This window comes from Streptomyces sp. NPDC006372 (assembly GCF_040612515.1).
Lineage (GTDB): Bacteria > Actinomycetota > Actinomycetes > Streptomycetales > Streptomycetaceae > Streptomyces.
The window spans coordinates 109,816-135,552 of the sequence record NZ_JBEXQJ010000010.1 but is presented as its reverse complement, the minus strand read 5'-3'; the positions used below and the strand labels follow the sequence as shown (position 1 = coordinate 135,552).

Genomic DNA, 25,737 nt, shown 5'->3' with positions numbered 1-25,737 from the left:
CACCCCGTGTTACCGACGGGTCGTCAACTGCCCTGTGTACGCTACGACTTGGACCTACCGGTGGGGCGTCCCGCACCTACCTCGGAGTAACTCCGTGAGACTGTGGCATATGCCAGAAGCACCACCGTATCGTGTGTTGCCAAACCCCTTACAGGCCGTGGCGGCCTGTGCAACAGTCGTAACGGTCCCTCCGTCCGCCCTAGGCCGAACCGTCCCCGCATCGGAGTGCGTCATGCCGTCCCACCTCTCCGCGGACCGCCCCGCCGCCCAGCCGCCCGGACGCGGCTCGGTCGACGCGCTCATATCGCAGACGCGGCGACTCAAGGGCGATGTGGACGCGGTGCGGCGCGACGCCGAGGGGGAAGGGTCGGACCACCCGCGGGGGCGCTGGCAACGGGCCCTGTACGACCTGGCCCTGCACCAGCTCAACGATCTCGACGAGCACCTGGCCCAGCTGCGGGACGGGCCGCTGCCCACGGCGTCCGCTGAACCCGACGCACCCGCACCCGGTTCGCTGCTCAGCCGGCTGGGCAGCGCCGAGTGGAACCTGCTGACGGACGAGGCGAGCTGGTCCGGGGAGCTCTACCGGATCCTCGGTCGTGACCCCGCCGCTCCCCCGCTCACCCTCGACGAGCTGCCGTCGGTGGTACTCGACGAGGACCGGCCGAAGCTGACCGCGATGGTCACCGGCTGCCTCGTCGACGCCCGGCCCATCGACGGCGAGTTCCGTGTCGCGCGCCGGGACGGTGACGTTCGGACCGTGCACATGATGGGCGAACCGGTGCTCGACGCCGACGGCAGCACCGCCTCGATGTGGGCCGTGCTGCGCGACGTCAGCGAACTGCGCCGCAGTCAGCGGGTGGTGAGCGAGACCCGTGACTCGCTCCACGACCAGCGGCAGGCCGCGCGGACCGAGCACCGGCTCGCGGTCGAGCTGCAGGAGGCCGTGCTGCCGCCGTCGCGCGGCTCCCTGCGGCTCCCGCGTCGCGGCCCCGGAGTCCTGGACGTCTCGGCCCGCCGGCTGCCGGCGTCCACCACCGCCCTGATCGGCGGCGACTGGTACGACGGGCTCGAACTGACCGACGGCGACACCCTCCTCAGCGTCGGCGACCTCACCGGGCACGGCGTCGGCGTCACCTCGAACATGACCATGCTCCTCGGTGCCGTCCGCGGGATGGCGATGGCGGGTGCACGGCCAGGACAACTGATGGCCCTGCTGAACCAGTTACTCGACGCCACCGTGCAACCCGCCCTCGGCAGCGCCGTCTGCTGCCGCTACCGGCCGGCCACCCGCACCCTGGTGTGGGCGCAGGCCGGACACCCCGCCCCGCTGCTGTTCCGCGACGGGACGGGCCGCGTGCTGAGCGCACCGGACGGTGTCCTGCTCGGCGCCACCTCGGGTGCCTCCTACGGGCAGGCCGAAGAAGCCCTCGAAGTGGGTGACCTGCTGCTCCTGCACACCGACGGACTGGTCCCCGGGCACACCGGCGCGGCGGCCGCGGCCCTCCTGCTCGACCTGGCCCCGCGTCTGGCCGGGAACCGCACAGCGGAGGAATGCGTGCGGACGGTCGTCCAGGAGTTCGGCGTGAGCGAGCGTGAGGACAACGCCTGTGTGCTCGTCGCCAAGGTCATGTCATAGGAAACTCAGTCCGGCGAAACTCAGGCCGGTGCGTTGTTGCCGCCCCTTCCCTTCGTCTTGGGCAGAGCGAGCTTGATCTCCTCCCGGAGCTCCTGGATCCTCGGGTAGCCGGAGTACTCGGCCGTGAGCCGGTACATCTGGCGCAGTCGGTCCCAGGTGCGGTGGGAGGAGTTGGACCCCATCGACACCAGGGCCAGTCGCGCGTACCGGTCCGCCTGTTCCGGGTCGTCGGCGATGAAGCACGCCGAGGCCATCGACAGGTAGTCGAAGATCTTCGACCGCTGCCGGCCGTCGACCCGCAGGGCCAGCGCCTTCTCCGCGTAGTGCTGGGCATGCGCGGCCGCGCCCGGCTCGAACTCGGCGAGCGTGCGGTAGGCCAGGGCCTGCATGCCGTACAGGTCCTCCTCCTTGAAGGTCTGCATCCAGTCCGGCGGGGGTACGTCGGCCTTGTCGGAGACGAACAGGTCCTCGGCCTGCCCGAGGGTGCGGCGCATCGCCTGCCCCTTGCCCATGGCGGCCTGTGCCCAGGCCTCGATGGTGTAGAGCATCGCCCGGGTGCGGGGCAGCACTTCGTCGCCCGAACCGGAGGTGGCGAGCTTCATCAGGTCCAGGGCGTCGTCGGGCCGGCCCAGGTGCACCATCTGGCGGGCCGCGCGGGAGAGGGCCTCGCCCGCGCGGGGCCGGTCCCCGCCTTCTCTGGCCGCGTGCGCGGCGATGACGAAGTACTTCTGGGCCGTGGGCTCCAGGCCGACGTCGTGCGACATCCAGCCCGCGAGGACGGCCAGGTTGGCGGCGACGCCCCACAGGCGCCGCTGGAGGTGGGGCGGGTGACGGTAGGCGAGCATGCCGCCCACCTCGTTGAGCTGGCCCACCACGGCCTTGCGCTGGAGCCCGCCGCCGCGGGCCGCGTCCCAGGCGCGGAACACCTCGACCGAGCGCTCCAGTTCCTCGATCTCCTGCGACCCGATGGGGGCGGCCTCGTAGCGGTCGAACCCGGCGGGGTCGGCGTGCAGGGGACGGTCTGGGACGGGGGCGTCGGCAGCCAGGGCAGGGTCGGTGTGCAGCCAGTCGTACATGGCACTGCTGAGTGCGGATCCCGCGGCGAGCGCGGCGCCCGCGCCCACCAAGCCGCGTCGGTTGAGCATGAGGTCCATTCCCGTGAATTCGGTGAGGACCGCGGCGGTCCGCTCGGGCGCCCACGGCACTCCGTCGGGAGGCTCCGCGCTCCCGCCGCCCTGCCGTTTCCCCGCACGCCCGTGCCGGACCAGACCGAGGTCCTCGATGGTCACGACACGGCCGAGACGCTCGGTGAACAGAGCCGCCAGCACCCGCGGCACCGGATCGCGCGGGATCTCTCCCGTGTCGATCCAACGCCGCACCCGGGAGGTGTCGGTCGACAGCTGGGGGTGGCCCATGGCCGCCGCCTGCCGGTTGACCAGCCTCGCGAGTTCGCCCTTGGACCAGCCGGCGAGACCGAACAGATCCGCGAGCCGGGTGTTGGGTTGTCCGCTCACATCAAGCCCCCAGGTTCTCGGCTGAGTTGACAGTAGCCCGGCCAGACTTGCCGGGCGACTATTCGCCAGGGTTCGCCAGGGTGCGCCAGATGGTGTGCCACCGGCCATCCGGTGTCAGGTAGGAACGCGCCACCCCGACCCGGTCGCCGCAGGGACATTCCCCAGGGTGCTCCCGGGCGTCCGGGCCGGGTGGTGCGCTGTCGTCGCAGGCACACGAAGGGATCTGTCTCGCCCATGTACGCAGCATCGTCCTCCGTGTCCGCACCGCCCCGGTCGCTGCACCCGCGTCCCACGGACAGCGGCCCCTACCTCGCCCCCGCGCGGCCGGCGGCCCCCGTGCTCGGTGCGGGCAGGGCACGGCGCGGCGCGGTCCTCGGTTCCCAACCGCTCAGCGGGAGACTCGACTTGTCCGGCCCGCAGGGCGCGCAGTTGCGCACGGCGATCGCGTCCGTGCACCGCATCTGCCCCGAGTTCGCCCCGGTGCAGGTCCTGCGCCGCAGCGGACGGGCCGTGCTCCTGATCGGTACGACCGGTCGCAGCTCGGCCGTCGCCAAGTGTTTACTGGACCACTCCCCCGCCTGGTCCGAGCGGATCCGCCACGAAATAGCGGCGTACCGCTCGTTCGTCCGGCACCGCCCTCCGGTGCGCGTGCCGAGACTGATCGCGGCGGACCCGGACAACTGCACACTGGTGATCGAGCGGATGCCCGGGCGGGTGGCGGCGCTCCAGCGGCACCCGGCCGAGGCACCACCCCGGGCCGACATCAGGGCGGCACTCGGCGCGATCTGCCGGCTGAACGCCTGGCGGCCGCCGGCGGGTACGTTCGACGCCCCGCTGGACTACGCGACCCGGATCTCGCGGTACCACGAGCTGGGCCTGCTCACCGATCGCGACCTGGGCGACCTGCAGAAGCTGCTGCACGGTATCGCGCAGGGGGCCGGGCGGCAGGGCATGGGCCAGTTCTGCCACGGCGACGCACTGCTGTCGAACATCCTCCTGTCACCGGCCGGTCCAGTGCTGGTGGACTGGGAGCACGCGGGCTGGTACCTGCCGGGGTACGACCTGGCGACGCTGTGGTCGGTGCTCGGGGACGCACCGGTGGCCCGTCGCCAGATCAGCCAGATCGCGCAGTCGGCTGGCCCGGCGTCCAGGGACGCCTTCCTGGTGAACCTGATGCTGGTGCTGACCCGTGAGATCCGTACCTACGAGACGGCCGTGCAGCGTTCGATGAACGACGCGAACCCGGCGGCGCCGGGAGCGGCCCAGCCCGGTGCCGCGCCGTCCGGCGAGGAGCAGCGGCTGTTGCTGCGGCGACTGCACGACGACTGTCAGCTGGCCCGGCGGGCGGTGCGCGCGGCGGTCGGTACTCGCTGACGGGGTCGAAGGGGCCGCCGTGTGCCGGGTGAGGCGCACGGCGGCCCTCGTGTGTGCTCGTGTGTGCGTGTGCCGCCTGGGGTCAGCCCTGCTGGAACAGCTCCGCGGGCAGCGGCTTGAGGAGGGCGTACAGGTCGTCCGTGATGGGGCGGTCCCAGGCGGCGATGGTCACCAGGACGTTGTCGCTGCGGTCGAACTGCACGCAGGAGATCCGGCTCTCGGAGAGCTTCACGCGCCGCACGATCAGCAGGTTGTCGCCCTGCATCACCGGCACGTCCTCGGTGCTGACGACGGTGACCTCCTCGTCGTTCTCCAGTGCCAGCAGCAGCTGGGCCACCTCGAAGGGGACCTGCCCCTCGGGGACCTCGCGGGCCGGGGAGCCCTCCGGCAGGTTGCCGATGATCATCGCGGGACCGCGGCCGCCGAACAGGTCATAGCGCAGGAAGACGCCCTGGCAGGTGCCGTCGGGCGCGGGGAGCAGTCCCGCACCGAGGTTGCCGGGCCAGTCGCCCGGGTCCATGGCCAGTACGTCGAAGTCGGGCCCGGCGGGAGTGGCGCTGCGGCGGCGGAGGAACGACATGTCGCCATGGTACGTGCCCCGGCCTGCGAAGTGCCGGGCGGGCGGCGACCCCGATCCGGCTACGCCGTCGCCTTGTGCCGTTCGTGGTGGCGGGCCACCCGGGCCCGGTTGCCGCAGGACGGCTTGCACCACTCCTGGCGCGGGTGCTCCTTGAGGAAGTACCGCACGCAGCGCGGCGCGTGGCAGGCCCGCAGCCGGTCACGGTCGGGGCCGGCCAGGAAGGTGATCGCGGCGTGGGCGAGTGCCGCGGCGAGGTCGTCCGCGCCGTGCACCGGCTGCCGTCGTAGCTCTGGTCCGGTGCCCTCGGGCCAGTCCAGGACCGGCACCGTGGGGGTACGCGCGGCGGCGTCGTTCAGCAGCCGCAGGGCCTCGGGTACGGGCATCAGCCGGGCCGCGTCCGCGGGGCTGGGCTCCCCTGGGCGCACGGCGCGGGCGAAGAGCGCGCGCACGGCGGCACGCAGCTCGCGGACCGCGGCGAGCTGGGCGGCGTCCACGAGGAAACCGTCCCCGCGGCCATCACCGTCGGCCGACTGCGCGGCGTCGGCGCGTGGGCCCCGGCGATCAGCTCGCCCCTCGTCATCGGCGACTGCACCCGGGCAGTCGGCTCGCCCCTCGACGTCAGCGGACAGGCTCTCGCCCTCGGCTCGCTGTGCCGGGTCGCGGTGGGCGGCTCGGTCGGGGGCGGTGGGCGGGAGGACCTCGGGGTGGGCCCGGACCCAGCTGGTCAGGCCCGCCGGGTCGGTCAGGTCGTCGGTGACACCGCCGCTGCCGTCGTGCCGGATGGTGAGGGCCAGGTCAAGGGTGAGCCGGGCGTCCCTGCTGATCGGTTCCCGCATGGCCTGATGATAGGCCTGCCGGTGTTCGTCACACCGGGGTCAGCTCTCGGGCGGCGTCGGCGGGACCACCGCGACGGGACTCGCCGCGTGCAGCAGGACGGCCTGGGTGACCGAGCCCATCATGCGAGCGGGTGCCAGCAGGTGCCGTCGGTGGCGGCCCACGACGACGAGGTCGGCGTCCCGGGAGGCCGCGACGAGCCGGCCGGCGGCGTCGCCCGCCGCGGCGACCGTCTCGGTGGGGACGTCGGGGTGCCGTTCGCGGTACGGGGCGAGGAAGCCCTCGGCGAGGACCCGGGCCTCGTCCTCGATCACGTCCTGGTCGACGATCGGCGGCGGCAGTTCCCCGGGCATCATCCAGGGCTGCGCCGGCCACGGGTAGGCGGCGACCGCCTGGAGCCGGGCGTCGCGCCGGGCGGCCTCGGCGAAGGCGAAGGCGAGCGTGGCCTCGTCGGGGCCGTCCACCTTCAGGCCGACGACCACGCGCGCGCCGGGTCCGGCCGGGGCCTCGCCGTGGACGTCGCGTCCGGGCCGGGGCACCACGACCACGGGGCATTCGGCGTCGCGGGCGGCGGCCATGCTGGTCGAGCCGAGGAGCAGGCTGGCGAAGCCGCCGCGACCTCGGGAGCCCAGGACCAGCAGCTGGGCGGAGGCACCCAGTTCGGGCAGGACGATGCCGGCCGCGCCCTCCAGCCCCAGATACTCCGTGTCCGGCCGGTCGGCGCGGCCCTCCAGGCGGGTGCGGACGTGTTCGAGGACCGGGTCGTCCTGCGGGTCCGGCGACCCGGCGTGCTGTGCCCAGTGGGCGTACTGGCGTACGTGCACCACGCGCAGCGGCGCCGAGCGCCTGCGGGCGGCGTCGAGGGTCCACTCCAGGGCGCGCAGGCTGTCGTCCGAACCGTCGACCGCCGCGATGACCGGCAGGGTGCGCATGTGTTCCTCACCTCCGGGATACGGACCGTCCCTCCTGGGGCCAGCGTGGCTCAATGGCCGGCCCGGGAGGATGTCCCCGGTCACGTGTCCGGAAATGCGGGCGGAACACCCCCCGGATCGGCCGTCGGATCACGGCCGCCGGGCTGCCCCGCCTCCACCCCTAGGTGAGGTCGAACTCCCCTTCCCGCGCCCCCGACACGAACGCGCCCCACTCGGCGGGCGTGAAGATCAGGGAAGGGCTCTCCGGGCGGGCACTGTTCCGCATGGCGATGAAGCCCTCCACGAAGGCGATCTGGACATCCCCCAAGCCTCGGCTGCTGGACTGCCACGCCGCGTTGCTGAGGTCCAGCTCCGGCTTGTCCCAGCCTGTGAGCGGGCGCTGCTGGGTGGTGGTCTCGGCCACGTCCGTGCTCCTCCCGATTGGTCGAACGCGGCCAGCCTAGCGATCGTGCCCCATGGCCAACAGGGCACGTGAAGGGGACCTTTCAGGAGTCGGGCGGCTGCGCGCCCACGAGCCACATCGAGAAGAACTGCGATCCGCCGCCGTAGGCGTGGCCGAGAACCCTGCGGGCGCCCTCCACCTGGTGTTCTCCGGCCTGCCCGCGTACCTGGAGGGCCGCCTCCGCGAAGCGGATCATGCCGGAGGCGCCGATGGGATTGGTGGACAGCACGCCGCCCGACATGTTGACGGGCAGGTCCCCGTCCAGTTCGGTCACGCCCGACTCGGTGAGTTTCCACCCCTCGCCCTCGGCGGCGAAGCCGAGGTTCTCCAGCCACATCGGCTCGTACCAGGAGAACGGTACGTAGATCTCGGCGCCGTCGATCTCGCGGCGGGGGTCGGTGATCCCGGCCTGCCGGTAGACGTCGGCCGCGCAGTCCCGGCCGGCCTGCGGGGAGACGAAGTCCTTCCCCGCGAAGAGGGTCGGTTCGCTGCGCATCGCGCCGCCGAGCATCCAGGCGGGCGGTCGGGGCGCCCGGGCGGCTCCCGCGCGGTCGGTGAGGATCATGGCGCAGGCCCCGTCGGAGGAGGGGCAGGTCTCCGAGTAGCGGATCGGGTCCCACAGCATGGGCGAGGCCGTCACCCGCTCCAGGGTGATGTCGTGTTCGTGCAGGTGGGCGTAGGGGTTCTTGAGCGCGTTGCGCCGGTCCTTGTAGGCGACCAGGGCGCCCACCGTCTCGGGCGCGCCGCTGCGCCGCATGTACGCGCGTACGTGCGGGGCGAAGAACCCGCCGGCCCCGGCCAGCAGGGGCTGCTGGAACGGGATGGGCAGGGACAGTCCCCACATGGCGTTCGACTCGGACTGTTTTTCGAAGGCGAGGGTGAGGACGGTGCCGTGGACGCGGGCGGCGACTAGGTTCGCGGCGACCAGCGCGGTGGATCCGCCGACCGAGCCTGCGGTGTGCACACGGAGCATCGGTTTTCCGACGGCTCCGAGCGCGTCGGCGAGGTAGAGCTCCGGCATCATGACGCCCTCGAAGAAGTCGGGCGCCTTGCCGATCACGACGGCGTCGACGTCGGCCCACGTCAGCTCGGCGTCGTCGAGGGCGCGTCGTGCCGCCTCCCGGACCAGCCCGGCGATCGACAGGTCCCGGCGTGCCGCGACGTGCTTGGTCTGGCCGATGCCGACGACGGCCACGGGCTCCTTGCTCATCGGGGCTCCCCTTCGAGTACGGCCACCAGGTTCTGCTGCAGGCAGGGGCCGGACGTGGCATGGGCGAGGGCGCGGTCGGACTCACCGCGGTGGATGCGGGCGGCGGCCTCTCCGATGCGGATGAGCCCGGCGGCCATGATCGGGTTGGCGGCGAGCGCTCCGCCGGAGGGGTTGACGCGTACGCCGTCGTCGAGTCGGAGGGCCTTGCGCAGGACGATCTCCTGCGCGGTGAAGGGGGCGTGCAGCTCGGCGGTGTCGACGGGTCGTTCGAAGGCGCCGGCGCGTTCGGCGGCCAGGCGGGTGGACGGCGAGTCGGTGAGGTCGCGCACGCCGAGGCCGTGGGCCTCGATGCGGTGGTCGATGCCGCGGATCCAGGCGGGGCGTGCGCACAGGTCACGGGCCCGGTGGCCCGCCGCGAGGAGCACCGCGGCGGCCCCGTCACCGATGGGCGGGCAGTCGCCGGTGCGCAGGGGCCGCACCAGGTACTCTCCCTGTGCCACGGGCCCCTCGAGTTGTGCGTGCGGGTTGGTGGACGCCGCCTCCCGGTTGCGGGCGGCGACGGTCGCGAGGGCGGGCTCGTCGGTGTCGCCGGCGTCGATGAGGGCCTGCGCCTGGAGCGCCGCGAGGGCCACGGAGTCGGGCCACAGCGGTGCCACGTAGTACGGGTCGAGCTGGCGGGTCAGGACGTCGCGGACCGAGCCGGGTGAGGACTTGCCGTACGAGTAGACCAGGGCGGTGTCGGCGTCACCGGTGAGGAGTTTGGTCCAGGCCTCGTACAGGGCCCAGGCGCCGTCCATCTCGACGTGCGACTCGGAGATCGGCGGCCAGGCGCCGACGCCGTCGAGGGCGAGGGTGAAGGAGAAGGCACGGCCGGCGAGGTAGTCGCTGGAGCCGGAGCAGGTGAAGCCGATGTCGGCGGTCTTCAGACCGGTCCGGTCGAGGACCTCGTGCAGCACCGGCATGAGCATCTCCACCTCGGAGAGTTCCTCGCTGGTGCGCCGATGGGCGGTCTGGGCGAAGGCGACGACGGCGATCTCGCGGTCCCGCGGTGCGCTCGTCACAGCATCTCCTTGTAGGTGTCGTAGTCCGCGTCGGGCTCCCCCGTGGGCCGGTAGTGGTCGGGATAGCGTGCGCCTTCCGTCCACACCGGTTCGACGCGCAGCCCCATGCGGACCTCGTCGTAGGGAATGCCGCCGATGCGTCCGTGCAGCGCGAGGCCGGCGCCGTCGAGGGCGATGTGGGCGTAGACGTACGGGACCTCGATGTCGAGGTTCTTCGCCTTGATGTTGACGATGCAGAACGTGGTGACCGTGCCCCGGGGCCCCACCTCGACCTGTTCGGCTGTGGCCAGGCCACAGGTGGGGCACGCGCCCCTCGGGGGGACGTACACCTTGCGGCAGGAGGGGCAGCGCTCGCCGACGGTCCGCCGTCCGGCGAGGGCGTTGATGTAGGCGGTCTGGGCACGGCCGGGTGAGTAGGTGTAGTCGAGGCGGGCGGCGGCCACGATGCCGGTGACGGGGTCCTCGAACGCGCCGGCGTGTCCCGTGGGTTGTGACGCATCGCCCTCGTACGGCTCGAAGCAGGCGATGTCCGTGATGGCTCCGGTGCGGTCCTGCGCCCAGCGGACGCGGACGCGCAGGCCGGTGTGCACGGCGTCGGGGCCCGGGGCGTCGAGGGCGTGCAGCAGGGCGGTGTCGGCTCCGTCGAGGCGGACCAGGACCCAGGCGAAGGGGGTGGTGAGGGGCTGGCCCCGGCGGGGGGCGTGGTTCCAGGCCCAGGTGGTGACCGTGCCGGTGGGGGCGACCTCGACCAGGTCGCTGATCTCCTCGGCGGTGACGGGGTCGTATTCGACGGGCGGGACGAGGGTGCGGCCTTCGGCGGTGCGCACGCCGAGGACGACGCCTTCGCGCAGGCCGGTCAGGAAGGCGCTCTGGACGGGGCCGAGGGAGCGGGTGAAGGGGAACTCGACGACGAGCGGGGCTTTGAGGACTTCTGGCATGCCGCTGGTCTCCTCCGGTCAGGCGCGCTTGTAGACGGGCGGTCGTTTCTCCGCGAAGGCGCGGGCGCCCTCCTTGGCGTCGGCGGTGTCGAAGACCGGCCAGCCGCGGGTGAGTTCGGCGGCGAGACCGTCGGACTCGGTCATCTCGGCGGTCGCGTAGACGGAGGCCTTGACGGCTTCGACGGCGAGCGGGCCGCAGGCGTTGATCTGCTCGGCGATCTCCAGCGCCTTGCCGAGCGCCGTGCCGTCGGGGACGACATGGCCGACCAGGCCCACGGCGGCGGCCTCGCGGGCGCTGTAGGGCCGGCCGGTGAGGAGCATCTCCAGGGCGTGGGTGCGCGGGATCTGGCGTTGCAGCCGGACCGTGGAGCCGCCGATGGGGAACAGGCCGCGTTTCACCTCGAACAGGCCGAAGGTGGCGGACTCGCCGGCCACCCGGATGTCGGTGCCCTGGAGCATCTCGGTGCCGCCCGCGACGCAGTACCCCTCGACGGCGGCGATCACCGGCTTGCGCGGCCGGTGGTGGCGCAGCATCGCCTTCCAGTGCAGGTCGGGATCGGCCTTGAGCCGGTCCCGGTACTCCTCGCCCGTCATGCCGTCCCCGGCGAGGGCCTTGAGGTCCATGCCCGAGCAGAACGAGCCACCCGCGCCGGTGAACACGATCGAGCGGACCGAGTCGTCCGCGTCGGCCTCGAGCCAGCCGTCGTAGAGGCCGACGAGCATCGGCAGTGAGAGCGCGTTCCTGGCTTCGGGCCTGTTGAGCGTGAGCACCAGTGTGGCGCCTTCGCGCTGCACGGTGAGGTGTTCCGTCCCACCCATGGCCTACTCCCCTCTCGTGGAACGAGAACAGGTTGCAGTAGGGCGGGAAGCACTTCAAGAGTTTTCTGACAGTCAGTCAGATTTATTGGCGAGGGCCCTTCACAGTTGGACCGCCCTTTGCTCTGATGACCGGCGAACCGTCCGATGCCAGGCACGTCCCGGGGTCAGGAGGAGCGGTGGAGTACAACCTTGCCGACCTGTTCGAGTCGGTCGTCGACGTCGTCCCCGACCGGGAGGCACTCGTCCACGTCGACCTTCCCGGCACGGGCGCGGAGCGCCGCCTGACGTACGCGGAGCTGGACGCGGCGGCCGACCGGGTCGGCCACCATCTGCTCGACAGCGGGATACGGCCCGGTGAGCACCTCGGTCTCCACCTCTACAACGGCGTGGAGTACCTCCAGACGGTACTGGGCTGCCTGAAGGCACGGATCGTCCCGGTCAATGTCAACTACCGCTATGTCGAAGAGGAGTTGGTGTACCTCTACCGGGACGCGGATCTTGCGGCGCTGGTCTTCGACGCGGAGTTCACGGACCGGGTGGCCGCGGCATGGCCGCGGACGGAGAAGCTGCGGCAGCTGATCCGGGTGGGAGCTCCCGCTGCGGGTGCCGCCGAGGTGTCGTGCACGGAGTTCACGGACGCCGAGGCCGCGGGATCGCCGGCACGTGACTTTCCGGCGCGCTCGGCCGACGACCAGTTCATCATCTACACCGGCGGCACGACCGGGATGCCCAAGGGCGTCATGTGGCGGCAGGAGGACCTGTTCTTCGCGGGACTCGGCGGCGGCGCGCCGACCGGGGAGCCGGTGAAGAAGCCGGAGGAGCTGGCCGAGCGGGTCGCGGCCGGCGGAGCGGGGATCACCTTCTTCCCGACCGCGCCGCTGATGCACGGCACCTCCACCCTCACGGCGTTCATCGGCTTCAACTTCGGCCAGCGGGTCGTCATTCACCGCAAGTTCGTGCCCGAGGAAGTGCTGCGGACCGTGGAGAAGGAGAAGGTCAACAGCATCTCGCTGGTCGGCGACGCGATGCTGCGGCCGCTCGTCGACGCGCTGGGCGGACCACTGCGGCACATCGACCGCTCGTCGCTGTTCAGCGTGTCGTCGTCCGGCGCGATCATGTCGGACACCGTGCGCCGGCAGTTCAAGGAACTGGTGCCGAACGCCGTGCTGCTGAACAACTTCGGCTCCTCGGAGTCGGGATTCAACGGTACGGCGACCGAGGACTCGGGGCCGGAGCGGGGCTTCAGGGTCCGCGTCAACGCCCGCACCCAGGTGGTGGACCCGGCCACGTACCAGCCGGTCGCTCCCGGTGAGGTGGGCCGCGTCGCCCAGTGCGGACATGTGCCGCTCGGCTACTACAACGACCCGGCCAAGACTGCCGAGACCTTCTTCGAGAAGGACGGCGAGCGGTGGGTGCTGCTGGGCGACATGGCCACCGTCGACGAGGAGGGAGTGGTCACCGTCCTCGGCCGCGGTTCGCAGTGCATCAACACCGGTGGGGAGAAGGTGTACCCGGAGGAGGTCGAGCAGGCCCTCAAGTCCCACCCCGACGTCTACGACGCGCTGGTGGCCGGGGTGCCGGACCCTCGGTGGGGCCATCATGTGGCGGCCGTGGTGCAGTTGCGCGAGGGTGCGGCGCGGCCGTCCCTGGAGGACATCCGGACACACTGCCGTGACCGGCTGGCCGGTTACAAGATCCCGCGCCAGCTGGTGATCACGGAGTCGGTTCAGCGGTCGCCGAGCGGCAAGGCGGACTACCGGTGGGCGCGTGAGGTGGCGACGGCGGCGGACCGATGATTCTCCGGCCGGCTGATTGAACCTAAGGTGACGTGCGGACGTACTGGTGGTGGCAGGCCCCTTCCACCGGGCTCTGTTTGCCATGCCTAGCAAGACCGCACGGAAGGACCACCGGGTGTCGCTCTTCGCTCGCTCCCGTCAGCTGCCGGACTCGACCGCGAGCGGGGCGGAACCGGATGACGACACGGCGGAGAAGGACCCGGGCGAGGAACGGACGGCCGAGGCGGAGCAGCGGGAGGAAGCGAAACCGGAGACGAGCCCGGCCACGGCCTCCGGCTCCGGCGACGCCCCGGACGCGGACGCGGACTCGGACACCAGCCCTGGCAAGGACCAGGACGCGATCCCGGAGACCGGATCCGACGGCACCCAGGCCGATGCCGCCTCGGACACCGGTACCGAGAACACCCGGGCCGAAGCCACTTCTGACGCCGGATCCGGCCCGGCCTCGGGCACCTCGCGGCACGGCTGGTTCGGCTGGCGACGTCGCTGGCCCCGTACGGCACGCGGCGTCTCCGTGGGGACGACCGTCCTGGCGGGGGTGCTCGTCGCCTTCGCGCTGCTCGTGCCGAACCGGATCGAGAAGATCGAGTTCGCCTCGTTCGTCCGGATCCCCGCCGAGGGCGTGCTGCTCGCGGGTCTGCTGCTGGCGCTGCCGCCGAGGCCCCGGCGGATCGCGGCGGTCGTCTCGGGCGTGTTCCTCGGGCTGGTCACGGTCCTGAAGTTCGTCGACATGGGCTTCTACCAGGTGCTGGCCCGGCCCTTCGACCTGGTGCTGGACTGGATCCTGCTCGACGACGCCACGGACTTCCTGCGCGAGTCGTTCGGCCGGACCGGCCAGGTGCTGGCCGTGATCGGCGTGCTCGCCCTGCTCGTCGCGGTGCTCGTCCTCACGACGCTCGCCGTGGTGCGGCTGACGAGACTGATGGTCCGGCACCGTCCCGTCGCGGCCCGTACGATCCTGATCCTCGGCACGGCGTGGATCACCTGTATGACCCTGGGCGTGCAGATCGGCACCGTGCCGGTCGCCACCAAGGGCAACGCGGAGTTCCTGGGCAACCGGGTGGACCAGGTCCGGGCGGGGCTGAAGGACGCGCGGGTCTTCGACAAGCAGGCCTCGGTGGACGCGTTCGCCAAGACGCCGCCCGACCAGTTGCTGACCGGACTGCGCGGCAAGGACGTCCTGTTCACCTTCATCGAGAGCTACGGCCGGGTCGCGATCGACGACCCGGCGATGGCGAAGCAGACCGACGCCGTGCTCACGGAGGGCACGGGCAGGCTGAAGGCGGCCGGGTTCGCCTCGCGCAGCGGCTGGCTGCAGTCGCCGGTGACGGGCGCGGGCAGCTGGCTCGCCCACTCGACCCTCCTGTCGGGCCTGTGGATCAAGAACCAGCAGCGGTACCGCAGCCTGACCACCAGCGACCGCATGACTCTCACCAAGTATTTCGGGAAGACGGGTGCCTGGCGGACCGTCGGCATCGTGCCCGGTGTGCGCCGGGCCTGGCCGGAGGGCAAGTTCTTCGGCCTGGACCACATCTACGACTCCGAGCACCTCGGCTACAACGGCCCGTACTTCAGCTGGACGCCGGTGCCCGACCAGTTCAGCATGGAGGCCTTCCAGCGCCTGGAGCACGGCAAGAAGGACCGTGATCCGATCATGGCGGAGATCATCCTGGCCTCCAGCCACAACCCCTGGTCGCCCATCGCCCACATGATCGACTGGAAGGACCTCGGCGACGGCTCGGTGTTCCACCGGATCAAGAAGGAGGGCACCGACCCCACGGAGGTCTGGAAGGACCCGGAGAAGGTGCGCGCCGAGTACCGCAAGGCCATCGAGTACTCGATCCGGAGCCTGACCGAGTGGCTCGAGCGCTACGGAGACGAGAACACGGTGCTCGTCTTCCTCGGCGACCACCAGCCGGTGCCGACCGTCCTCGCCGGGGACACCGGCAAGGACGTGCCGATCACCATCGTCGCCAAGGACAAGAAGGTCCTGGACCGGGTCGCCGACTGGGGCTGGACCGACGGCCTCAAGCCGGCCCCGGACGCACCCCGGTGGGGCATGGACAAGTTCCGCGACCGTTTCATGACGGCGTACGGTCCGCAGGGCTGAGGAACGTCTCCACGGCTGCGAGGAACTCCCCGGGCCTGACCGCGTGCACGAGGTGCCCCGCGTCCAGGGTGATGTGCCGGGCGTCGGGGAGCAGCTCGGCGAGGACGGCTATCTGCTCCTGGGGGATCAGGCTGGCCGGTCCGCCTCCGATCAGCAGCGTGGGCATGGTGATCCGACCCATGTGGTCCCACCACACGGGATTCGGGGCGTTGCGCTGTTCGTCGGTGGCGAGGATCATCGCCCAGTCGTACGGCAGGTCCCCGCCGGGGTGTTCGGCCGGCGGACGCGGCGGGTCCAGCGGGAAGGGCGCGGGCACGTCCTCCAGGACGAGCCGCCGTACGAGCCGCGGGCTGTGCTGGGCGAGCAGGTAGGCGACGGCTCCGCCCAGCGAGTGGCCCACGACGTCGGTGCGGGCGATGCCGAGCGCGCCGAGGAAGGCGAGCACGTCGTCGCGCATCGCCTCATAGGCGTATTCACCGGGCCAGTCGCTGCGGCCGTGCCCGCGCAGGTCGGGGGCGTACACCCGGCGGGGCCCGGCGGCCAGGGCGGAGGCGGTCTCCGTCCAGTCGGCGCCGTCGGCCCCACGGGCGTGCAGCAGCACCACGGGCGGCGCGTCCTGCGGCCCCCAGACGCGGTAGGCCAGAGTGATGCCGTTCGCTCGTACGGTGCGCGGTTCGGTGTCCATGCCGGGCACGGTAGCGAGGTGATCCCGTCCGGCGGGCTCGCGCTGCCGACGGCAGACGGCAGACGGCCGTTTCACCGTCCGGAGAGGAAGGCGGTCACGCGCCGCACGAACCACTCCGGGTCGTCGATCCACGGGTAGTGTCCGGCGTCGGGCTGCACCGCGAACTCGGCCGCCCGGAAGGCGTCGGCGGTGCGCCGGGCGAGGGCGGGGCTCGGACCACCGTCCCGCTCTCCGGCCAGGACGAGTACCGGTGCCGTGACACGGGCGAGCCCGGCCCGTGTCACGTCCGGGTCGTAGGCACCGTCCGCCCCGTACCCCTCCGCCGCCTCGTCGTTGGTCTCCGCCTCCTCGCGGTCGGCATGGGCCCGGGCCGTGTCGTCCCACCGCCCGTAGAAGAACGGGACGAAGACCGGGTCGAAGTCACCGGTCCCGGACAGCCAGGCCTCAAATGCCGGGAACGCGTCCGCGAACCAGGGTTCCGACGCCCGCCGCCGGGCCGCCACCAGCCGGTCCTCGGCATTCGCCGGCAGGCCGAGCGCCCATGGGGTGGTGGTGATCAGTGCCAGACGTGACAGCCGGTCCGGGTGCCGGGCCGCGTGGCGCATGGCGAGGCTGCCGCCCGCGGAGTGTGCGAGGACATCCATCCGCTCCAGACCCAGGTGGCGGCGCAGCGCCTCGACGTCGGCCACGAGCCGGTCGCAGCGGTACGTCTCCGGATCCGCCGGCATCGCGGAGCGGCCGGTGCCGCGCAGGTCCAGGAGGATCAGCTGCCTGTGGGCGTCCAGGCCGCCCAGGTTCCCCAGGTAGGCGGAGGCACGCATGGGCCCTCCGGGCAGTACGACGAGCGGCTCGCCCTGACCGCGCACGTGGAAGGCGAGTTCGGTCCCGTCGGGGGCGTGGAAGGTCCGCATGCCACTGATCCTCCTGTCCGGATCCTGCGGACACAACGGGATTCCGCGGTCCCGGTCGGGCGCCAGGTCATGACTACCGGGACGCCACCGACCCGGGCGCCTCCCCGAGGTCTTCCCTGAGCTCCCGTTTGAGAATCTTCCCGCTGGCGTTGCGCGGGAGCTCGTCCACGAACACGACCCGCTTCGGCGCCTTGAAGGGGGTGAGCTTCTCGCGGACGTGGTCGATCAGTTCGGTCTCCGTGACGTCGCCGCGCGGGACGACGACGGCCGTGACCGCTTCGATCCAGCGTTCGTCGGGCAAGCCCACGACCGCCGCCTCGGCGACCCGGGGATGGGTGTACAGGGCGTCCTCGACCTGGCGGGAGGCGACCAGTACGCCACCGGAGTTGATGACGTCCTTCACCCGGTCGACGATCGTGTAGTAGCCGTGCGGGTCGCGCACCGCGAGGTCGCCGGAGCGGAACCAGCCGTCGCGGAAGGCTTCGGCGGTCTCCTCCGGCTTGTCCCAGTAGCCCTCGCACAGTTGCGGGGAGCGGTAGACGATCTCGCCGGGGGTGCCGTCGGGTACGTCCTCGCCGTCCTCGTCGACCACCCGCGCGTCCACGAACAGGACGGGGCGGCCGCAGGAGTCCATGCGGCCCTTGTGTTCGTCCGGGGCGAGGACCGTGGCGAGGGGGCCGATCTCGCTCTGCCCGAAGCAGTTGTAGAACGCCAGGTCCGGCAGGCGTTCCTTCAGCCGTTCCAGTACGGGCACCGGCATGATCGAGGCCCCGTAGTACGCCTTGCGCAGACCGCTCAGGTCGCGGGTCGTGAAGTCGGGGCGGTTGGACAGGGCGATCCAGACGGTGGGCGGGGCGAACAGGCTGTCCGCGCGGCCCGCTTCGACGAGGTCGAAGAGCCGGTCGCCGTCGGGTGCGTCGAGGATGATGTTCGTCGCGCCGACCGCGAGGTAGGGCAGCAGGAAGACGTGCATCTGCGCCGAGTGGTACAGGGGCAGCGAGTGCACGGGGCGGTCGCCCGCGCTGAGGTCGAGCGCGGTGATCGCGCTCAGGTACTCGTGCACCAGCGCCCGGTGCGTCATCATCGCGCCCTTGGGCAGGGCGGTCGTGCCCGAGGTGTACAGCAGTTGCACGAGGGCCTCGGTGTGCGGTTCGGGCCCGTCGTGGGCGGGTGCCTCGGCCAGCCGCGCGAGCAGTGAGCCGTCGGCGTCGCGCAGGGGCAACGCCCGTACGCCGCCGGGGAGCCGGCCGGCGAGATCCGGGTCGGTCAGGACCAGGGAGCTGCCGGACTGGCCGACGATGTAGGCGAGGTCCTCGCCGGTGAGGTTCTGGTTGACGGGTACGTGCACCAGCCCCGCGCGGGCGCAGGCCAGGAACGCGATCAGGTAGGCGTCGGAGTTGTGGCCGTAGGCGCCGACCCGGTCACCCGGGGACAGCCCCTGGCCGAGGAGGACGCTCGCCGCGCGGGAGACGGCGGTGTCCAGTTCGTCGTACGTCCAGCTCCGCTCGGCGTACTCCACCGCGACGCGCGCCGGGGTGCGCCGGGCGCTGCGCCGGAGGATGCCGTCGACCGTGCTGCCGTGTCCGGGCGTCGTCATGACAAGTGATCCTCGGCCGACCGCCGGAGGAGGTCAAGGACCGACCGGCTCAACCCTGCCGCAGGCAGAAGCGTCCGATGCAATGGCACTGACGTACGAACGCAGCACATTCGCACACTCAAGCCTCTTTTCCCCCAATGATGTTGGAGGGCACGATGCGCAGCCGCCTGAGACGACTCGTTCTCGGAGCCACAGCCCTGTTCACGGCCGCGTCCGCGTTACCCGCGGTCGCCGCCCCGCACCAGGGACGGGCGGAGCAGCACCCGTCCCGTGACGGCATGTCCGCCGTCATCCGTTACACCGAGTACGGCATTCCGCACATCCTCGCGAAGAACTACGCCGATCTGGGCTTCGGTACGGGCTGGGCCCAGGCCGCCGACGAGGTCTGCACGCTCGCGGACGGGTTCGTGACCCTGCGCGGTGAGCGCTCGCGGTACTTCGGGGCCGACGCGGCGGCCGGCGGTGAGCTCTCGTCGGCCCGCACCAACCTCGCCAGCGATCTGTACTTCCGCGGCGTCCGCGAGAGCCGCACGGTGGAGAAGCTGCTCGCCGAGCCCGCGCCGACGGGTCCGAGCCGTGAGGTCCGGGCCATGATGCGCGGCTGGGCGGCCGGGTACAACGCCTGGCTGCAGCAGCGGAAGATCACCGATCCCGCCTGCGCGGGGGCCTCCTGGATCCGGCCGGTCACCGCGCTGGACGTGGTCGCCCGTGGTCTGGCCATCGCCTCGATATCCGGCGAGGGGCGCTTCGTGGACACGATCACGGCCGCACAGCCGCCGACCGGGCCCGCCACCGCCTCAGGCACCCGCTCCCCCGGCTCCTCCGGATCCGCCCGCACGCCCGACGCGAAGGCCGTCGCGAAGGCGGCCGAGGAGCTGTGGGGCGATCCCGGTATGGGCTCCAACGCGGTCGCGTTCCGCGGTGACACCACGGCGAACGGCCGCGGACTGCTGCTGGGCAATCCGCACTACCCGTGGCAGGGCGGGCGCCGGTTCTGGCAGTCGCAGCAGACCATTCCCGGCGAGCTCAACGTCTCCGGCGGCTCCCTGCTCGGCACTCCGGCGATCTCCATGGGGTTCAACGCACATGTAGCGTGGAGCCACACCGTCTCGACCGGTGTCCCCGCCAACCTCCACCAGTTGACACTGGATCCCGCCGATCCCACGACGTATCTCGTGGACGGAAAGCCGGAACGCATGACGAAGCGGACGGTGAGAGTCGCGGTGAAGGACGGCACACCGGTGACCCGCACCCAGTGGTGGACCCGCTACGGCCCCGTCGTCACCTCGCTCAACTCCCAGGTCCCGCTTCCCTGGACCGCCAAGACGGCGTACGCGCTGCACGACCCGAACGCCGCGAACCTCCGCTTCGCCGACACCTCTCTCGGTTTCAGCAAGGCACGGAGCACCGGCGACATCATGGCCTCCCTCGACCGGCACCAGGGCATCCCCTGGGTGAACACCCTCGCCGCCGACCGCGCGGGACACTCGCTGTTCACCCAGTCCCAGGTACTCCCCCGCATCACCGACGAGCTGGCGGAGCGCTGCTCGACGGAGCTCGGGCGGACGACGTACCCGGCGTCCGGGATCGCGGTCCTCGACGGCTCGCGCGGCGACTGCGCCCTCGGCAGCGACCCGGACGCCGTGGCGCCGGGCATCTTCGGGCCGGCGAGGATGCCGACGCTGAAGGACGCGCCGTACGCGGAGAACTCGAACGGCCCCGCCTGGATGACCAACGCCGACCGGCCGATCACCGGCTACGAGCGGGTCTTCGGCACGGTGGGCACTCCGCTCGGCCTGCGCACCCGTGGCGGCATCGAGGACGTGGCGGCGATGGCCGAGCGGGGCGGACTGACCGTACGCGACCTGCAACGGCAGCAGTTCGCCAATCGGGTGCCCGCGGGCGATCTCGCCGCCGGGGACGTGGCACGGGCGTGCGCCGCGCTCACCGGGGGCACCGCCACGGGCAGCGACGGCAAGACCGTCGACGTGTCGGAGGCCTGCGGGGTGCTGAAGGCCTGGGACCGCACCATGGACACCGGCAGCCGGGGCGCGCTGCTCTTCGACCGGTTCTGGCGGAAGCTGGAACAGGCCGTGCCGCAGGACCGGTTGTGGAAGGTGCCGTTCTCGGCGGCCGATCCGGTTCGGACACCGAACACGCTGAACACGGACGCCCCCGGCTTCACCGGCGCCCTCGCCGACGCGGTGGCGGAACTGCGTGCTGCGGGCATCGCGCTCGACGCTCCGCTGGGCGCGCACCAGTTCGTCGTCCGCGGCGGCGAGCGTCTGCCGGTGCCGGGCGGCGCGGGGAGGCTCGGCGTGTGGAACGTCATCGAGCCGACGTGGGACGCGGCCGCCGGCGGCTACTCGGAGGTGCCGTTCGGCTCCAGCCACCTCCAGGCGGTGGGCTGGGACGACAGTCGCTGTCCGGTGGCGCGTACTCTGCTGACGTACTCCCAGTCGTCGAACCCGAAGTCGCCGCACTTCGCCGATCAGACCCGGCTGTTCTCCGGTGAGAAGTGGGTGTCGTCGCGGTTCTGCGAGAAGGACATCCTGTCGTCGCCGAAGCTGCGGGTCGTCCGGGTGCACGAGCACCGCAACCGCTGACCGTGCCGGGAGGGGTGCCGTCCGGGTGGGGCGGCACCCCTTCAGCGGTGGTGCCACCTCACACGGGCCGGGTCCGGCCCTCCCAGTACGGTTCCCGCAGCCGCCGCTTGTACAGCTTGCCGTTGGGGTCGCGGGGCAGCTCGGCGACGAAGTCGACGCTCCTGGGCCGCTTGTACCCGGCGAGCCGGTGTGCGCAGTGGTCGAGGAGGTCGGCCGCGAGGGCCGGGCCGGGCCGGTGTCCGGGGGCCGGTTCGACGACGGCCTTGACCTCCTCGCCCCAGTCGTCGTGCGGGATGCCGAAGACGGCGGCGTCCGCGACGGCGGGGTGGGCGAGCAGGGCCGACTCGATCTCGGCGGGGTAGATGTTGACGCCGCCGGAGATGATCAGGTCGATCTTGCGGTCGCGCAGGAAGAGGTAGCCGTCCTCGTCGAGATGGCCGAGGTCGCCCACGGTGAAGAAGTCGCCGATGCGGTTCTTTCGGGTCTTGGCGTCGTCCTTGTGGTAGGAGAACCCGCCGGTGTTCATCTTCATGTAGACGGTGCCGAGTTCGCCGGGCGGCAGCCGCTTCCCGTCGTCGTCGAAGATCGCGAGTTCGCTGATGGGCCAGGCCTTGCCGACGGTGCCGGGCTTCTTCAGCCAGTCCTCGGCGGTGGCGAAGGCACCGCCGCCCTCGCTGGCCGCGTAGTACTCCTCCACGCAGGGACCCCACCAGTCGAGCATGGCCCGTTTCACGTGGTCGGGGCAGGGGGCGGCGCCGTGGATGGCGTGCCGCATGGACGAGACGTCGTAGCGGTCCTTCACCTCGTCCGGCAGGGCCAGGAGGCGGTGGAACTGGGTGGGAACCATATGGGTGTGGGTGCAGCGATGACCGTCGATGAGGCGGAGCATCTCCTGGGGCGTCCACTTGTCCATCAGGACCAGTTCGTGGCCGATGTGCAGGGACGCGCCGGCGAACTGGAGAACGGCGGTGTGGTACAGCGGCGAGCAGACCAGGTGCACGTTGTCGTCGAACGGCCGGATGCCGAAGATGCCGAGGAAGCCGCCGAGGTAGGCCTCCTCCGGTGGTTTGCCGGGCAGCGGGCGGCGGATGCCGCGGGGGCGGCCTGTGGTGCCCGAGGTGTAGTTCATGACCCAGCCGAGAGTGCGGTCCGACGGCGCCGACTCGGGCTGTCCGCCGAGGAGTTCGGCGAAGGGCCGGAAGCCCTCGACCGGGCCGACGGCGTACCGGTGAGTGACGGGCAGGCCGGCCTCGTCGGCGGCGTGACGTGCGGCGTCGGCGAAGCGCTCGTGGGCGAGCAGGACCTTCGCGCCGGAGTCGGAGACGATCCAGGCGATCTCCGGCCCGACCAGGTGGTGGTTGACGGGGACGAGGTAGAGCCCGGCCTGGCTGGCGGCGAGATAAGCGGTGAGGAACTCGACCCCATTGGGCAGGACCACCGCGAAGGTATCGCCGCGTTCCAGCCCGGCCGCGCGCAGGCCGTGCACGAGCCGGTTGGCGGCGGCGTGCAGGCGTCCGGCGGTCCACTCCTCGCCGTCGGGCGCGACGAGCACCCTGCGGCGGGGGTCCTGTGTGGCCTGGGCCCAGAAGCCCGCCGGGGGTGTGCTCACCGGTGTGCTCATGACTGGCCGCTCCTTCCGGCGATGCGGTTGACGCGGTCCACGGCCTGTTCGAAGCCGCGGGTGAGGTCGTCGAAGACGACCTGGACGCTGCGTTCGCTGTTCATCCGGCCGACGATCTGCCCGACCGGCGTGCCGAGCAGGGGTTCGACCTCGTACTTCTGGATGCGTGACACGGCCTCGGCGACGAGCAGGCCCTGCAGCGGCATGGGCAGGGTGCCGGGTCCGGCGGGGTCGTCCCATGCGTCGGTCCACTCGGTACGCAGCTGACGTGCGGGTTTGCCGGTCAGCGCGCGGGAGCGGACGGTGTCGCCGGAGCCGGCCGCGAGGAGCTTGCGGGTCAGGGCGGGTGAGTGGAGGTCCGCTTCGGTGGTGGTCAGCCATATGGAGCCCAGCCACACACCCTGGGCCCCGAGAGCGAGTGCGGCAGCCACCTGCTGTCCGCTGCCGATGCCACCGGCGGCCAGGACCGGCAGGGGCGCGACGGCGTCGACGACCTCGGGTGTGAGCACCATGGAGGCGATCTCGCCGGTGTGGCCGCCGGCCTCGTAGCCCTGCGCCACGACGATGTCGATCCCGGCGTCCCTGTGCTTGCGGGCGTGCCGGGCGCTGCCCGCGAGGGCCGCGACGAGGACGTCCTGGTCGTGGGCGCGGGCCACGACGTCGGCGGGCGGGGAGCCGAGGGCGTTGGCGAGGAGCCGGATCGGATAGTCGAAGGCGACGTCGAGCTGGGTGCGGGCGACCTGCTCCATCCAGCCGGTGATGCGCCAGCCGGAGGCCTCCCCCTCGGCGAGCCCGGGCACACCGTGCTCGGCGAGGGTGTCCCGGACGAACTGCCGGTGCCCTTCGGGGATCATCGCTTCGACATCCGCTTCCGTGACACCTTCCACCTTCTTCGCCGGCATCACGACGTCCAGGCCGTACGGCCGGCCGTCCACGTGCGCCTCGACCCAGTCCAGGTCGCGCTTGAGCTCGTCGGGGTCGGTGTAGCGGACCGCGCCGAGCACGCCGAAGCCGCCGGCCCTGCTGATGGCCGCGGCGACGGCGGGAAACGGCGTGAAGCCGAAGACGGCGTGCTCAACTCCCAGTTTCTGGCTCAGCTCCGTCTGCATGGGCGCAGGATGCCGGAGTCCTGCGGAGGACGGAAGGGGTTTCTGATACCCCGTCAGATTTGCTGAGTCGGATTCAGCCTCGTCGGCGGTTCATGTGCGCCGTCTATGTGCGCAGGCCTGCGACGGACATACTTCACGGGACAGGCGATGCGGTTGAGGAGAAGGGGCGTGCGGTGACCGACAGACCGGCGAGCGCTGAACTGACCCGACGTCAACTGGGCAGAGCGGGCATGGCCCTGGGCGGTGCGCTCGCCCTCGCGCCGTTGCCCGCCGGCCCCGCCGAAGCCGCACCGTCGGCGACCGGCCACCGCCCCACCCTGCGGCACGGCTCCGCCGCACGCGCCGGGCTGCTCGGCTCGCATCTGCGCCGGCTGGTCAGCGACGCGGAGGCCTTCCTCGGCCCCTCCCCCGCACACCCCTGGTACGCGGGCGCCGTCCTGCTCGCCGGACGCGGCGGCACCGTCGCACTGCACCGGCCCATCGGCATGGCGGTGCGCTACCGGGCCTACGACGAGAAGACCGACACCGGCGTCGAGTTCCCCGCGGACGAGCAGATCCCCATGGCTGAGGACACCGTCTTCGACCTGGCATCGGTGTCGAAGCTGTTCACCTCGATCCTCGCCGTGCAGCAGATCGAGCGGGGCGGGCTGGAGCTGGAGGCGAAGGTCGCCTCGTACCTGCCGGACTTCTCACGCGCAGGCAAGCAGGACATCACCATCCGTCAGCTCCTCACCCACACCTCGGGCTTCCGCGCCTGGATCCCGCTGTACAGCGCGCCGACGTACCAGGAGAAGCTCCAGCTCATCTGGGACGAGAAGCCGGTGAGCGCCCCGGGCACCGCGTACCTCTACTCGGACCTGAACCTCATCTCGCTCCAGCTGGTGCTGGAGCGGATCACGGGCCGTAGCCTCGACACCCTCCTGCGGGACGAGATCACCGCGCCGCTCGGTCTGCGCCGCACCCGCTACAACCCGCCCGCCTCCTGGCGCCCCAAGATCGCGGCCACGGAGGACGCGCGCCCGCCGTGGTCGGGTCTCGACCGGGGCCTGGTGTGGGGCCAGGTGCATGACGAGAACGCCTTCAGCCTGGGCGGGGTCGCGGGCCACGCGGGCGTGTTCTCCGACGCCTGGGACCTCGCGGTCCTCGGCCGGACGCTGCTCAACGGAGGTGCCTACGGGCGGGCCCGCATCCTCACGCCCGAGTCGGTGGAGCTGATGTTCACCGACTTCAACACCGCGTTCCCCGGGGACGAGCACGGCCTCGGCTTCGAGCTCTACCAGCACTGGTACATGGGCGCGATGGCCACGCCGCGCACGGCCGGACACACCGGCTTCACGGGCACGTCGCTGGTGCTCGACCCGACGACCGACTCGTTCCTGGTGGTCCTCGGCAACTCGGTGCATCCGGTGCGGAGCTGGCGTTCCGGATCCGCGCCCCGGGTCGCGGCGGCGAACAACCTCGCGCGGGCCGTGCCGGTCCGGCCGGAGCGGGGGCACACCGCCTGGTTCTCCGGGATGGCGGTCTCCGCCACGGCCACGCTCACCCTCCCCACGCTCGACACGTCCTCCGGCGGGGCACGGCTGCGCTGCGCCCTGTGGTGGGACACCGAGCCGAAGGCCGACGTCCTGGTCCTCGAGGCCTCGGCCGACGGCGGCACGAGCTGGCAGCCGGTGCCCTTCACGACGTCCCGCCGCGGTGCGGATCCCGGGCAGCACCCGTCGGGCTCGGTCACCGGCTGGTCCGGCCGCGTCTGGCACGGGCTCACCGCCGACCTCCCCGCCGCGCGCGGACTCGCCCTGCGCTGGCGGTACGCGACGGACCGGCTCTATGTCGGGCGCGGTTGTTACGTGGACGGGCTGCGTGTGGAGGCGTCCCGGCGCGTCCTGTTCGACGAGAAGCGCCCTGCGGACGCGACGCGTCTGAAGGTCGTGGGGTGGACACGAGCGGCCGATTGAGGGG

At 71.8% G+C, this 25,737-nt stretch carries 20 protein-coding genes; 6 read left to right on the top strand and 14 right to left on the bottom strand.

Annotation, left to right across the window (positions count from 1 at the left end; translation table 11 throughout):
- Positions 1 to 232 precede the first annotated feature (232 nt).
- Positions 233 to 1,639: a SpoIIE family protein phosphatase gene (locus ABZ016_RS18165; RefSeq protein ID WP_356917629.1), complete on the top strand. Its 1,407-nt coding sequence runs from the start codon at positions 233 to 235 to the stop codon at positions 1,637 to 1,639.
- Positions 1,640 to 1,659: 20 nt separating this feature from the next.
- Here ABZ016_RS18165 and ABZ016_RS18160 read toward each other — a convergent pair whose 3' ends face one another.
- Positions 1,660 to 3,153: a hypothetical protein gene (locus ABZ016_RS18160; protein ID WP_356917628.1), complete on the bottom strand. Its 1,494-nt coding sequence runs from the start codon at positions 3,151 to 3,153 to the stop codon at positions 1,660 to 1,662.
- 234 nt (positions 3,154 to 3,387) lie between these two features.
- Here ABZ016_RS18160 and ABZ016_RS18155 point away from each other — a divergent pair, with 234 nt between their 5' ends.
- Positions 3,388 to 4,527, top strand: coding sequence for an aminoglycoside phosphotransferase family protein (locus tag ABZ016_RS18155; RefSeq protein WP_356917627.1), 1,140 nt, complete (start codon positions 3,388 to 3,390; stop codon positions 4,525 to 4,527).
- A gap of 82 nt (positions 4,528 to 4,609) precedes the next feature.
- Here ABZ016_RS18155 and ABZ016_RS18150 read toward each other — a convergent pair whose 3' ends face one another.
- From ABZ016_RS18150 to ABZ016_RS18115, 8 genes are all read right to left on the bottom strand, one after another.
- Positions 4,610 to 5,107 carry a hypothetical protein gene (locus tag ABZ016_RS18150; RefSeq protein WP_031141380.1) on the bottom strand — a complete coding sequence of 166 codons (498 nt, stop codon included), beginning with the start codon at positions 5,105 to 5,107 and terminating at the stop codon, positions 4,610 to 4,612.
- A gap of 59 nt (positions 5,108 to 5,166) precedes the next feature.
- The gene (locus ABZ016_RS18145) at positions 5,167 to 5,943 is read right to left on the bottom strand and encodes a CGNR zinc finger domain-containing protein (RefSeq protein ID WP_356917626.1); all 777 of its coding nucleotides are present in this window, start codon (positions 5,941 to 5,943) and stop codon (positions 5,167 to 5,169) included.
- A 39-nt stretch (positions 5,944 to 5,982) separates the two neighbouring features.
- Positions 5,983 to 6,873, bottom strand: coding sequence for a universal stress protein (locus tag ABZ016_RS18140; RefSeq protein ID WP_356917625.1), 891 nt, complete (start codon positions 6,871 to 6,873; stop codon positions 5,983 to 5,985).
- Between the two features lie 160 nt (positions 6,874 to 7,033).
- On the bottom strand, positions 7,034 to 7,276 hold the full coding sequence (locus ABZ016_RS18135) for a DUF397 domain-containing protein (RefSeq protein ID WP_345661827.1): 243 nt from the start codon (positions 7,274 to 7,276) through the stop codon (positions 7,034 to 7,036).
- An 82-nt stretch (positions 7,277 to 7,358) separates the two neighbouring features.
- Positions 7,359 to 8,525: a thiolase domain-containing protein gene (locus ABZ016_RS18130; protein WP_356917624.1), complete on the bottom strand. Its 1,167-nt coding sequence runs from the start codon at positions 8,523 to 8,525 to the stop codon at positions 7,359 to 7,361.
- The gene (locus ABZ016_RS18125) at positions 8,522 to 9,586 is read right to left on the bottom strand and encodes a thiolase domain-containing protein (protein WP_356917623.1); all 1,065 of its coding nucleotides are present in this window, start codon (positions 9,584 to 9,586) and stop codon (positions 8,522 to 8,524) included. The genes ABZ016_RS18130 and ABZ016_RS18125 overlap by 4 nt, the downstream gene beginning before the upstream one ends.
- Positions 9,583 to 10,524 carry an OB-fold domain-containing protein gene (locus ABZ016_RS18120; RefSeq protein ID WP_356917622.1) on the bottom strand — a complete coding sequence of 314 codons (942 nt, stop codon included), beginning with the start codon at positions 10,522 to 10,524 and terminating at the stop codon, positions 9,583 to 9,585. The genes ABZ016_RS18125 and ABZ016_RS18120 overlap by 4 nt, the downstream gene beginning before the upstream one ends.
- Positions 10,525 to 10,542: 18 nt before the next feature.
- Complete coding sequence (locus tag ABZ016_RS18115; protein WP_356917621.1) at positions 10,543 to 11,343, bottom strand: crotonase/enoyl-CoA hydratase family protein; 801 nt, start codon at positions 11,341 to 11,343, stop codon at positions 10,543 to 10,545.
- A 176-nt stretch (positions 11,344 to 11,519) separates the two neighbouring features.
- Here ABZ016_RS18115 and ABZ016_RS18110 point away from each other — a divergent pair, with 176 nt between their 5' ends.
- Positions 11,520 to 13,139, top strand: a complete 1,620-nt coding sequence (locus tag ABZ016_RS18110) for an acyl-CoA synthetase (RefSeq protein WP_356917620.1) — start codon at positions 11,520 to 11,522, stop codon at positions 13,137 to 13,139.
- A 115-nt stretch (positions 13,140 to 13,254) separates the two neighbouring features.
- Positions 13,255 to 15,249, top strand: a complete 1,995-nt coding sequence (locus ABZ016_RS18105; RefSeq protein WP_356917619.1) for a sulfatase — start codon at positions 13,255 to 13,257, stop codon at positions 15,247 to 15,249.
- Here ABZ016_RS18105 and ABZ016_RS18100 read toward each other — a convergent pair.
- The 3 genes from ABZ016_RS18100 to ABZ016_RS18090 form a co-directional block, all read right to left on the bottom strand.
- The gene (locus ABZ016_RS18100; protein WP_356917618.1) at positions 15,221 to 15,934 is read right to left on the bottom strand and encodes an alpha/beta fold hydrolase; all 714 of its coding nucleotides are present in this window, start codon (positions 15,932 to 15,934) and stop codon (positions 15,221 to 15,223) included. The two genes, ABZ016_RS18105 and ABZ016_RS18100, sit on opposite strands and share 29 nt — an antisense overlap.
- Positions 15,935 to 16,005: 71 nt before the next feature.
- Positions 16,006 to 16,845, bottom strand: a complete 840-nt coding sequence (locus ABZ016_RS18095; RefSeq protein WP_356917617.1) for an alpha/beta hydrolase — start codon at positions 16,843 to 16,845, stop codon at positions 16,006 to 16,008.
- 73 nt (positions 16,846 to 16,918) lie between these two features.
- Positions 16,919 to 18,442, bottom strand: a complete 1,524-nt coding sequence (locus tag ABZ016_RS18090; RefSeq protein ID WP_356917616.1) for an acyl-CoA synthetase — start codon at positions 18,440 to 18,442, stop codon at positions 16,919 to 16,921.
- A gap of 155 nt (positions 18,443 to 18,597) precedes the next feature.
- Here ABZ016_RS18090 and ABZ016_RS18085 point away from each other — a divergent pair, with 155 nt between their 5' ends.
- Entirely contained in the window at positions 18,598 to 21,048 is a 2,451-nt protein-coding gene (locus ABZ016_RS18085; RefSeq protein ID WP_356917615.1) for a penicillin acylase family protein, read from the top strand.
- Positions 21,049 to 21,106: 58 nt separating this feature from the next.
- On the opposite strand, the gene ABZ016_RS18080 is transcribed toward ABZ016_RS18085, so the two are convergent.
- On the bottom strand, positions 21,107 to 22,669 hold the full coding sequence (locus tag ABZ016_RS18080; protein ID WP_356917614.1) for an acyl-CoA synthetase: 1,563 nt from the start codon (positions 22,667 to 22,669) through the stop codon (positions 21,107 to 21,109).
- The gene (locus ABZ016_RS18075; RefSeq protein ID WP_356917613.1) at positions 22,666 to 23,778 is read right to left on the bottom strand and encodes a nitronate monooxygenase family protein; all 1,113 of its coding nucleotides are present in this window, start codon (positions 23,776 to 23,778) and stop codon (positions 22,666 to 22,668) included. Before ABZ016_RS18075 ends, ABZ016_RS18080 begins: the two co-directional genes overlap by 4 nt.
- Positions 23,779 to 24,008: 230 nt before the next feature.
- On the opposite strand from ABZ016_RS18075, the gene ABZ016_RS18070 reads away from it, so the two are divergent.
- A complete protein-coding gene (locus ABZ016_RS18070) occupies positions 24,009 to 25,733 on the top strand; it encodes a serine hydrolase (protein WP_356917714.1) in 1,725 nt (574 codons plus the stop codon).
- Positions 25,734 to 25,737 lie beyond the last annotated feature (4 nt).

Excerpts from the sequence above, each read along its gene's own strand:
- ABZ016_RS18150 (WP_031141380.1), bottom strand. The coding sequence starts at position 5,107 with ATGTCGTTCCTCCGCCGCCGCAGCGCCACTCCCGCCGGGCCCGACTTC.
- ABZ016_RS18145 (WP_356917626.1), bottom strand. The coding sequence starts at position 5,943 with ATGCGGGAACCGATCAGCAGGGACGCCCGGCTCACCCTTGACCTGGCC.
- ABZ016_RS18070 (WP_356917714.1), top strand. The coding sequence starts at position 24,009 with ATGGCCCTGGGCGGTGCGCTCGCCCTCGCGCCGTTGCCCGCCGGCCCC.
- ABZ016_RS18085 (WP_356917615.1), top strand. The coding sequence starts at position 18,598 with ATGCGCAGCCGCCTGAGACGACTCGTTCTCGGAGCCACAGCCCTGTTC.
- ABZ016_RS18080 (WP_356917614.1), bottom strand. The coding sequence starts at position 22,669 with ATGAGCACACCGGTGAGCACACCCCCGGCGGGCTTCTGGGCCCAGGCC.
- ABZ016_RS18130 (WP_356917624.1), bottom strand. The coding sequence starts at position 8,525 with ATGAGCAAGGAGCCCGTGGCCGTCGTCGGCATCGGCCAGACCAAGCAC.
- ABZ016_RS18090 (WP_356917616.1), bottom strand. The coding sequence starts at position 18,442 with ATGACGACGCCCGGACACGGCAGCACGGTCGACGGCATCCTCCGGCGC.
- ABZ016_RS18095 (WP_356917617.1), bottom strand. The coding sequence starts at position 16,845 with ATGCGGACCTTCCACGCCCCCGACGGGACCGAACTCGCCTTCCACGTG.
- ABZ016_RS18165 (WP_356917629.1), top strand. The coding sequence starts at position 233 with ATGCCGTCCCACCTCTCCGCGGACCGCCCCGCCGCCCAGCCGCCCGGA.
- ABZ016_RS18115 (WP_356917621.1), bottom strand. The coding sequence starts at position 11,343 with ATGGGTGGGACGGAACACCTCACCGTGCAGCGCGAAGGCGCCACACTG.
- ABZ016_RS18075 (WP_356917613.1), bottom strand. The coding sequence starts at position 23,778 with ATGCAGACGGAGCTGAGCCAGAAACTGGGAGTTGAGCACGCCGTCTTC.
- ABZ016_RS18155 (WP_356917627.1), top strand. The coding sequence starts at position 3,388 with ATGTACGCAGCATCGTCCTCCGTGTCCGCACCGCCCCGGTCGCTGCAC.
- ABZ016_RS18100 (WP_356917618.1), bottom strand. The coding sequence starts at position 15,934 with ATGGACACCGAACCGCGCACCGTACGAGCGAACGGCATCACTCTGGCC.
- ABZ016_RS18140 (WP_356917625.1), bottom strand. The coding sequence starts at position 6,873 with ATGCGCACCCTGCCGGTCATCGCGGCGGTCGACGGTTCGGACGACAGC.
- ABZ016_RS18120 (WP_356917622.1), bottom strand. The coding sequence starts at position 10,524 with ATGCCAGAAGTCCTCAAAGCCCCGCTCGTCGTCGAGTTCCCCTTCACC.